This window comes from Ruthenibacterium sp. (assembly GCF_017421385.1).
In the GTDB taxonomy this organism is placed as follows: domain Bacteria; phylum Bacillota; class Clostridia; order Oscillospirales; family Ruminococcaceae; genus Ruthenibacterium; species Ruthenibacterium lactatiformans.
Genome location: NZ_JAFOIN010000052.1, coordinates 1 through 8,560 on the forward strand (window position 1 = coordinate 1; position 8,560 = coordinate 8,560).

An 8,560-nucleotide genomic window follows, 5' to 3' on the forward strand; every position below is an offset into this window, starting at 1 on the left:
AACCAGCACCCGCCAAAGTATCAAACTGGTGCTGGATACGATCCGCACGGCAATAGAAAAAGAAGAGGTCACTGCAGAGCTGCTACTCCACAGTGACCAAGGCTTTCAATATGCTTCTCAAAGCTATTTTGCCCTAACTACACAATACGGCATTACTCCGTCTATGTCAAGACGGGCGAACCCATACGACAATGCTATGGCAGAAAATTTCTTTTCCATTCTCAAATCCGAATGCATTCGTCTTTTCAAGACGGAGACCATCCGCGAAGCACAAACGCTCATTGATAGTTATATCGCTTTTTACAACCATGAACGCATTCAGCTTTACTCCAAGCTCTCTCCTTTCCAAAAACGACGCCTGTTTGTCTAATCCTTCTTTATCCTATCAATGGTGGTTTTATTTCTGTCTTTTTCTTCTGGAACAGTTCATTCGCCGGTGGTTATGACTTATTCCTGTTCTCGTCCGCTCCGCCGCGGCTTGCGCGCTTTGAGAATGAGCATCATCGGCCGCCGCAGCTCGTCGGCCATACCGGGCACGGCGTCCAGCATCTCCCGCGCAGGCTGCGGCTCCACCAGCGCTTCCAGCGCGAAGCCACGCGCCAGAAGCGGCTGCACATAGCCCGTAACGGTGCGGTGGTATTTGCGCATATGCTCGCCTAAAAACACCGCGTCCCGGGGTCCCTGCTCAAAGTATCGGTCCACGGGCCAGTGCAGCGGGGCGCCGCCTGCGTCCCTCTGCCAGTCCTGCGGCCCCTGGGCCGTGAACACCGGATGTTCCGCCGAAAAAATAAACCATCCGCCGGGGGACAGCGCGTCCCAGACCATGCGGCACACGCCCGCGTAATCTTCCACATAATGCAGCGCCAGTGAACTGAGAACGACGTCCCAGGCCGCAGGGGCGGGCCGCGTATCCTCAATGGCCGCGCGCCGGTATTCCACGACGGGGCTGTCGGTCATGGCGCGGGCGCGTTCCAGCATGCGTTGGGAAAGGTCCGTCCCAAGCACACGGGCCGCGCCATGCTCGGCCGCGTACCGGCAATGCCATCCGAAACCACAGCCAAGGTCCAGCACGCGCTTGCCGGCGAGCTCCGGCAGCAGCGCTTTCAGTGCCGGCCATTCGCCTGCGGCGGAAAGCCCCTGCTCGGAACGGGGCATATGGCTGTACTGCTCGAAAAATACGCTGTCATCGTATTTGTTTTCTTTCAAAAAAGCACTTCCCCTGCATGTTTTCTTCATGGTAACACATCTGTTCTGCGGCGGCAAGCCTGCGCGGCAGGCCTTTTTTGTGCAGGTGAGGGCCTGTTTTGCGCAGCTTGCTCCGGAGCGCTTGCAGCGGCGGGCCGGGGTGTGTATCATAAAGATGCGGCCGCGGGATAAACACAAACAAAGGGGGAGGGGCTGTTGAACATCCGTATCTGTGAGGACCCGGCCTGCGCGGACATCGAGGTGGTGGTGCGCTGCAGGCAGCTTGACGACACAGTGCTTTCACTTTTGGCGCGCCTGCGCGTTTACGACGCGAAGCTCACCGGAGAAAGGGACGGCGCCACCTACGTTCTGGCGGCGGCAGACGTGCTGTATGCCGACACGGCGGACAAAAAGACGTTTCTTTATACAGCGGACGCCGTATATGAAACGCCCCTGCGCCTGTACGAACTGGAGGAGCAGCTTGCCGCGCGGGATTTTGTGCGCGCGGGTAAATCGGTGCTGCTGAATTTTGCCCATGTGGCGGCGCTGCGTCCGGACTTCGGCGGGCGAATGCGGGTGACGATGTCCAACGGCGAGGTGGTGGTGGCGTCGCGCCAGTATGTGCCTGCCCTCAAGGCAAAGTTGGGGCTGTGAGCCCTATACCGGAAAAGGAGTGTTTGCTGTGAAAAAATTTTTTGATATCGTAATGCCTGTAAAGACGGCCGCATGCTATATTTTTACGGCCACCATGTGCGTGTATGCCGTTCTGGATCTGGTCTTCGGCTGGGGCGGTCTGCCCGATAACTACCTGTTTTCGTTTCTGCTGCTGTCGCTGGCGGGCGGCGTGCTGCAGATCGTCGCGTTTACAGAGCTTGTTATCAAAAGGTTGCGCTATACGCTGCGGCTGTTCGTATTTGCAGTGCCGTATCTGGCGGTGCTTTCGGCCATTGCCGCCGGGTTCGGCTGGCTGCCCGCAGCGCAGCCGGGCGCATGGGCGCTGTTTTTCCTGATTTTCCTGGCGGTGCTTCTGACAATGACGCTGGGGTTCGAATTGTATTACCGCATCAGCGGTAAAAAATACGACGGCCTGCTGGGCCAGTACCGCGCTTCCCGTACACGGGATGAAAACAGCCGGGGAGAATACTGATGCATGCGGCGGAAAGCCAGATGAAAGGAATGAAAAGTTTTCAACAAAAGGGGCCTGCGCGGTGGAAAACCGCACAGGCCCTTTCCGTTTATCATAAAGCTGCAGCCTCAGCTGTTTTTCAGGATGACGCGCTCCACAACATCGGCCACATCCTCGCATTTGTCGCAGCATTTTTCCAGGCGGTCGAACAGCGCCGTCCAAGCCATCACGTCCACGGGCGTGCTGGCATCCGCGTACAGCGTGTGCATGGCGTCTGTGTACAGCTTATCGCCTTGCTCCTCCAGGCCGTTTATCTCAACGATCTGGGTGTGGATGGTCTTGGATCTGCGGAAATTGGGAAACTCCTCCATCATGGTCTTGAGCGCGGCGCAGCAGTCTGCGATGACCTGTGCAAAAGCCTGCGCCTCGGGCCGCAGCGTGCGGATATTGAACATATACAGCCGCAGCAGAACATCCTCAATGCTGTCTGTCACGTCGTCGATGGTGCCGGAAAGCTCCATGATATCTTCCCGGTCAATGGGGGGCAGGAACTCACGCACAAGCTGTTCCATCGTGCCGTGCTTTGCGATATCGGCCGAGTGCTCGATTTTGTGCATAGCCTCGATATGCCCGGGCAGCGCCTCCGGCTCATAGTGGTCAAACACCGTGCAAAGCATGTCCGCCGCAGCGCAGGCGGAATTTACGCCGCCCACAAAGGCCTCAAAATAATCCGTTTCCTTTTTTCGTGCCATTTTCACGTTCTCCTTCCTATTCTCAGAACAGCCACATGAACAGCCGTGCCATCAAAAAGCCAATGGCCCCGCACCCGGGGAACGTCAGCGCCCACGTCAGCCCCATTTCCTTTACCACGCCCCAGTTCACGCTGGACAGCCGCCGCGCCGCGCCCACGCCCATAATGGCGGTGGTCTTGGTGTGCGTTGTTGAAACAGGGATGCCAGTCAGCGAGGAAAGCAGCAGGCAGGCCGCGCCCGCCATGTCGGCGGCAAAGCCCTGGTATTTTTCCAGCTTCACCATATCCATGCCCACAGCCTTGATGATGCGGTAGCCGCCGATGGAAGTGCCCAGAGCCATTACGGCACTGCACAATACCATCAGCCACAGCGGGATCTGGAAATTGGTGACGTTGTCCTGTCCGTTGGCCAAAAAGATGCCCAGCATGAAAACGCCCATAAACTTCTGGCCGTCCTGTGCGCCGTGCATGAACGCCATAGCCGCGCCGCCCGCAATCTGTGCGCCGCCGAAAAAGCCCGTGGTGCGCCGCCGGTCCATGTTTTTGCACAGGAACTCCACCAGCCTGGCCGCGGCCCAGCCGAATGCGAAGCCCAGCAGAGTAGACAGAACCAGGCCGTACAGGACCTTGATCCATTCGCCGCCGTTGATGCCCGCAAAGCCTCCGTGCAGCGCGATGGCCGCACCGGACAGCCCGGCGATCAGGGCGTGGCTCTCGCTGGTGGGGATGCCGAACCACCAGGCGGCCGTGGCCCATGCCACGATGGCTACGAGCGCCGCGCACAGCGCCGTCAGCGCGTCTGCGGTGTTGCCGCCGAAATCCACCATGTTGTAGATGGTGGCCGCGACGCTGGCGTTCACCATGGTCATCACCAGAACGCCCAGGAAGTTAAAGACAGCCGCCATTAAAATGGCGCTGCGCGCGCTCATCGCGCGGGTGGAAACACAGGTGGCGATGGCATTGGGCGCATCCGTCCAGCCGTTCACCAGCACCACGCCCAGCGTCAGCGCCACTGTGACGGCCAGAACCGGGTTCGCGGCAAGCTGCGCCAGAAATTCACTCAGGGAGATCGTCAAGCAAAGCCCTCGCTTTCTTTTTACAAAAAACTTACTATACCTTTACAAGTATAATGGCAGTTCCTGACAAAAGCCAGAGGGAAAGGACATGATTTTACATTTCCTTTACATAACTTGCCGAAAAAACAGTCTTTTCCGGGGTCCGGGCATAGAAAAGGCCGGACGGCACACAGAAAAAGCCGCGCCCGGAAAGAGCGCGGCACGTATTGCAGAAAAAGCAGAAAGGAAAAACGCTCGGAGAAAAGCCATTGTGCCTTTGCGAAGTAAAGTGCAAGCCACGCGGAGGGTGCCGCGAAACGGGATGGCGGCGCGCCCGCGGGCAAGTGCAGATGCTGTGTAGGGGTTCTGGTGCAGACAACCGCGCCGAAAGCACGGCCTCTGGTGCAAACACGCCCTTTTTTCATTCAAAACAACTCCGCGTCACCCTGCAGGGCTGACGCCGGGGCGTATAGAGAGCCGGCTCTCGAAGCGCGGTTCAGCACGGCATTAGGCGTTACAGCGGCAGGTCCCGCCGGCTGAACACGGCCGTGCCCAGCGCGTAAAAACCAAGCCCCAGCGCCAGCAGCACGGCCGCGCCTGCGTACGCGGCGCCGTCGCCGCGGAAAAGGCCGGTGGGGTCAAACAGGGTGAACACGGTGGCGTATTTCAATTTTTCCAGCCGGCCGCCCATGTTGGCCAGCATGCGGATGAGGAAAAACAGCACGGGAACGCCCGCGCCCAGCGCCACGGAAAGGCGGCTCTCGTTGAACAGGCAGGAGGCGAAAAAGCAGAACCCGCCCAGCGCCAGATGCAGGCACAGCAGCCCGGCGTTCACCACGAGATAGGCGGGGACATCCAGCTCGCCGGGAAACATCGCGGCGGCGCAGCCCACGGCCAGCGCCGTACAGTAGGCGGTAAGCAGCGTACCGCCCGCAATGAGCACCAGCGCCTGGGTGCGCGCCACCCGCGCCCGGGTGTTGGGCGAGGCCAGCAGATAGGCCATGCTGCCCGTGTCCACCCAGCGCGCGACCAGCCGATTCGCCGCCAGAATGGAAAAAACCAGAGGCAGAAGCAGCAGCAGAAAGCCGTACAGATAGTTGATGAGGAACCCGCCCAGCGAGCTGCTGCCCGCCTGCATGCCCACCATATTCATGAGCTGAGGCATGGCCGTCACGATCTCGTCCAGTGTGGCGTTGAGCTTGGGGTCGAACATGGCTGTGATCATGGACACATACAGCGAAAGCACGGCCGCAAAAACCACCCATGTTTTCCACAGCGATCTTGCGCTGCGCCGGAAAAGCACACCATTCATCAGCTTTACGCCTCCTTTCCGTAATAGTGCAGGAACACGTCCTCCAGACTTTGGCGCGGCGCGTCGATGGACGTCACCGGAAAGCGGGCCATCGCGGCGGTCAGAGCGGACATGCCGTCCCGCACGCGCACCGTCACCGTGCAGCCCTGCGCAGCCTGCACCCGCAGGCCGGGCGCGGCCGCAAAAGCTGCCGCGGCATCCGGTGTGGAAAGCGTGACGGAATAGGTGCGGCTGCGACGCGCCTTCAGTGTGCCGATCTCCTCCACGGCGGCCAGGCGCCCCTCCCGCAGAATCCCCACGCGGGCGCAGGTGCGTTCCACCTCCTCGAACATATGGGAGGACATCAGTACGGTCTTGCCGCGCTGCTTTTCCTCCAGGATCAGGTCGATGAAGCGGTTCTGCATCAGCGGGTCCAATCCGCTGGTGGGTTCATCGAGGATGAGCACCGCCGGGTCATGCATCAGCGCGCATACAATGGCCACCTTCTGCTTCATTCCCTTGGACATGCGCCGTATCCGGCCCGAGGCGTCCAACTCAAAGCGCTCGCAAAGCTCTCCGGCGCGGCCCGTGCCCCGCATGCCGCGGTAGGCGGCCAGAAAGCGGATGAACTCGCCGCCGCGCATATCGTCGGGCAGGGCGGGCTCGCCCGGAATATAGCCCATATTTTTTTGAATGGCCGCAGTCTGTGTGCGGCAGTCAAGGCCGTTGATCGTGCAGGTGCCGGAATCCGGCGCAAGGAACCCCATCAACTGGCGGATGGTGGTGGTTTTTCCTGCGCCGTTTGGGCCAAGAAAGCCGAACACCTCTCCCTGCTCCACGGCGAACGAAACGTCGAACACGCCGTGCCCGCCGCCGTAATCCTTTGTGATGTGCGAAAGCGCGATCACGCTCATAAATATTCCTCCTTGTAGGCGATCTTGCGGAACATTTCTTCCCAGCCGCTGTAATCGGCCAGGATATCCTCAAGCCGCAGCGGCACGCCGGCGCGCTGCTTTTCGTTCATGTAGCCCTCGGTCATCCAGGTCAGCATGCGCAGAAGCTGGGCAGGGTCCACACCGGGACGGAATTTGGAAAAATCGATGTTGGAAAAATACTGCGCGAAGCTGCCGGTGAGGTCCCCGTTCAGCCTGGCCTGTACCGCGTCGGAAACAGCCTCGCCCCGGGAGTAGAAGGCGCGGATGGAAAATTCCAACAGATAAGGGCAGCGCGTCAGCAGTTCCAGCTTGGCCCGTGCGCCGATGTGCATCAGCTCGAAAAAATCCGTCACGCCGTCCAGCTTCTGCCGCAGCACCTGCCCGCGCACCTGCTCCAGCGCATAGTCGTACAGATACAGGTACAGCGACTGCTTGTTGCGGAAATAGTAAAACAGAAGCCCCTTAGAGATGCCTGCCTTAGCCGCGATATCGTCGGTGGAGGCGTGCTTGTAATCGTTGCGGGCGAACACCTCCAGCGCGGCGTTCGTAATGCGCGCCTGCTTTTCCGGAGACAGTGTGAAAAATTTTTCGTTCAAGGCAGTCCCTCCCGTTCCGCCGCAGGTTTGACCGGCCGGTCAAGTTTCATTATACGGCATTGACCGGGGCGCACAAGCCCCCTGACAGATTAATTTTGTATTAAGACGCATAGCGGCGCGGCGGGATGCCTCCGGTCCGCCGGCCGCGCCCTCCTTCCTGCGGAGAGGAAGGACCGCCCCGCAAAAAAATTTACAGATCGTTTTCTCAGCCATTTTCCGGGGCGCGCGGCGGCACAGAGCGTCAGAGCGTTCAAAAAAGCGCTCCGGAAGCAAAACGGGCAGATCCGGCCGCCGAACGGGGCGCACGGGAACGGCGTGCGGCGTCATACCATAAAGCAGGCGGCCGGGCGCTTGCGGCCCGCGCCGCGATCAACAGAAAGGAGCGATTGAAGACCATGAACGAAAACGACCTGCAAAACGCAGGGCAGAGCTGCCGCTGCCATCTGGCCATTGCCACAGTGCCGATGCAGCGCTTTGAACAGATCTATCCGGTGTCCGAGGCGTTGTGCCGCGGCACGCTGTTCGCGGCGCTGGACCTGCCGTTTTGTTCCCCGGAGGTGCGGTATGAACACTGAATGCACCTGTGTATCCAAGGTGGAGCGCGAACTTGCCCAGCTCAGCTTTGCAATGGACGACCTGCGCCTGTTTCTGGACACGCACCCCTGTGACAAAGCGGCCCTTGCGGCCCACGAGGAAGTGCGCGCCCGGCGCGGCATCGCGGTAAAGCAGTACGAACGGCTCATCGGGCCTGTAAACTTCTATGACGCAGGCGGCACGTGTACCTGGAACTGGACGTGCGCGCCCTGGCCGTGGGAAACGGAGGACGAAAACGATGTGGAGCTATGAGAAACGCCTGCAATTCCCGGTCAGGATCAAAACGCCTAACGCGGCGGCGGCAAAGGTGATCATCACCCAGTACGGCGGCCCGGACGGCGAGCTGGGCGCGAGCATGCGCTATTTGTCCCAGCGCTACACCATGCCCTGGCGCGGTGTGGCGGGCCTGCTGACGGATATCGGAACCGAGGAGCTGGCCCATCTGGAGATGGTGAGCGCCATTGTATACCAGCTGACAAAGGGCCTTTCCGCGGACGAGATCAGGCGGCAGGGCTTCGACACCTATTTTGTGGACCATACGGCCGGCGTGTGGCCCCAGGCGGCGGGCGGTACGCCGTTCACGTCCATGTGCTTCGCCAGCAAGGGCGACGCCATCACGGATCTGCACGAGGACATGGCAGCAGAGCAGAAAGCCCGCACCACCTATGACAATATTCTGCGTCTGGTGGACGACCCGGACGTGATCGCGCCCATCCGTTTTCTGCGTGAACGGGAGATCGTCCATTTCCAGCGCTTCGGCGAGGCGCTGGAAACCGTCAAGGACACCCTGGACAGCCGCAATTTTTATGCCGTCAATCCCAGCTTTGACCGCTGACCAGCCAAAAGATGCGCGGAGGCCGCAAGGCCTCCGCGCCAGACTGTCGAAGGTGAATTATACTATCAAGTGCAACACTTTAGGGGAACAAAAAGAAGTCCATACAGAACCCTGGTAGAATGAAGTTACCACACCACCAAACCACCGGAGGGAACTGTATGAACTATCATCATCTTACCATAGAAGAGCGCA

12 protein-coding genes are annotated in these 8,560 nt (G+C 59.8%); 6 read left to right on the plus strand and 6 right to left on the minus strand.

What is annotated here, in order from left to right; translation table 11 throughout:
* On the plus strand, nt 1–370 hold a 370-nt coding region (locus tag IIY41_RS05430), incomplete at its 5' end, for an IS3 family transposase (RefSeq protein ID WP_287400098.1).
* Nucleotides 371–447: 77 nt separating this feature from the next.
* On the opposite strand, the gene IIY41_RS05435 is transcribed toward IIY41_RS05430, so the two are convergent.
* Nucleotides 448–1,206: a class I SAM-dependent methyltransferase gene (locus tag IIY41_RS05435; protein WP_050005328.1), complete on the minus strand. Its 759-nt coding sequence runs from the start codon at nt 1,204–1,206 to the stop codon at nt 448–450.
* 195 nt (nt 1,207–1,401) lie between these two features.
* Here IIY41_RS05435 and IIY41_RS05440 point away from each other — a divergent pair, with 195 nt between their 5' ends.
* The gene (locus tag IIY41_RS05440; RefSeq protein ID WP_009323719.1) at nt 1,402–1,839 is read left to right on the plus strand and encodes a LytTR family DNA-binding domain-containing protein; all 438 of its coding nucleotides are present in this window, start codon (nt 1,402–1,404) and stop codon (nt 1,837–1,839) included.
* Nucleotides 1,840–1,867: 28 nt separating this feature from the next.
* On the plus strand, nt 1,868–2,332 hold the full coding sequence (locus IIY41_RS05445; RefSeq protein WP_055080332.1) for a hypothetical protein: 465 nt from the start codon (nt 1,868–1,870) through the stop codon (nt 2,330–2,332).
* A 107-nt stretch (nt 2,333–2,439) separates the two neighbouring features.
* Here IIY41_RS05445 and IIY41_RS05450 read toward each other — a convergent pair whose 3' ends face one another.
* From IIY41_RS05450 to IIY41_RS05470, 5 genes are all read right to left on the minus strand, one after another.
* A complete protein-coding gene (locus IIY41_RS05450; RefSeq protein WP_009323721.1) occupies nt 2,440–3,063 on the minus strand; it encodes a DUF47 domain-containing protein in 624 nt (207 codons plus the stop codon).
* 22 nt (nt 3,064–3,085) lie between these two features.
* Entirely contained in the window at nt 3,086–4,138 is a 1,053-nt protein-coding gene (locus tag IIY41_RS05455) for an inorganic phosphate transporter (protein ID WP_009323722.1), read from the minus strand.
* A gap of 493 nt (nt 4,139–4,631) precedes the next feature.
* Nucleotides 4,632–5,429 (minus strand): ABC transporter permease subunit, encoded by a 798-nt coding sequence (locus IIY41_RS05460; RefSeq protein WP_050005326.1) that lies wholly within the window; start codon nt 5,427–5,429, stop codon nt 4,632–4,634.
* 5 nt (nt 5,430–5,434) lie between these two features.
* Nucleotides 5,435–6,322, minus strand: coding sequence for an ABC transporter ATP-binding protein (locus IIY41_RS05465; RefSeq protein WP_154523304.1), 888 nt, complete (start codon nt 6,320–6,322; stop codon nt 5,435–5,437).
* Complete coding sequence (locus IIY41_RS05470; RefSeq protein WP_009323725.1) at nt 6,319–6,939, minus strand: TetR/AcrR family transcriptional regulator; 621 nt, start codon at nt 6,937–6,939, stop codon at nt 6,319–6,321. Before IIY41_RS05470 ends, IIY41_RS05465 begins: the two co-directional genes overlap by 4 nt.
* A 395-nt stretch (nt 6,940–7,334) precedes the next feature.
* Between IIY41_RS05470 and IIY41_RS05475 the strand changes: the two genes are divergently transcribed.
* Genes IIY41_RS05475 through IIY41_RS05485 form a run of 3 tightly spaced genes read left to right on the plus strand, consistent with a single transcriptional unit; the run spans nt 7,335 to nt 8,368 of the window.
* Complete coding sequence (locus IIY41_RS05475) at nt 7,335–7,514, plus strand: spore coat associated protein CotJA (RefSeq protein WP_287400099.1); 180 nt, start codon at nt 7,335–7,337, stop codon at nt 7,512–7,514.
* Nucleotides 7,504–7,785, plus strand: a complete 282-nt coding sequence (locus IIY41_RS05480) for a spore coat protein CotJB (RefSeq protein ID WP_009323727.1) — start codon at nt 7,504–7,506, stop codon at nt 7,783–7,785. Before IIY41_RS05475 ends, IIY41_RS05480 begins: the two co-directional genes overlap by 11 nt.
* Entirely contained in the window at nt 7,772–8,368 is a 597-nt protein-coding gene (locus IIY41_RS05485) for a manganese catalase family protein (protein ID WP_009323728.1), read from the plus strand. Before IIY41_RS05480 ends, IIY41_RS05485 begins: the two co-directional genes overlap by 14 nt.
* Nucleotides 8,369–8,560: the final 192 nt, after the last annotated feature.

Coding starts and splice junctions, on each gene's coding strand:
- IIY41_RS05465 (WP_154523304.1), bottom strand. CDS start 6,322: ATGAGCGTGATCGCGCTTTCGCACATCACAAAGGATTACGGCGGCGGG.
- IIY41_RS05475 (WP_287400099.1), top strand. CDS start 7,335: ATGAACGAAAACGACCTGCAAAACGCAGGGCAGAGCTGCCGCTGCCAT.
- IIY41_RS05480 (WP_009323727.1), top strand. CDS start 7,504: ATGAACACTGAATGCACCTGTGTATCCAAGGTGGAGCGCGAACTTGCC.
- IIY41_RS05460 (WP_050005326.1), bottom strand. CDS start 5,429: ATGAATGGTGTGCTTTTCCGGCGCAGCGCAAGATCGCTGTGGAAAACA.
- IIY41_RS05485 (WP_009323728.1), top strand. CDS start 7,772: ATGTGGAGCTATGAGAAACGCCTGCAATTCCCGGTCAGGATCAAAACG.
- IIY41_RS05450 (WP_009323721.1), bottom strand. CDS start 3,063: ATGGCACGAAAAAAGGAAACGGATTATTTTGAGGCCTTTGTGGGCGGC.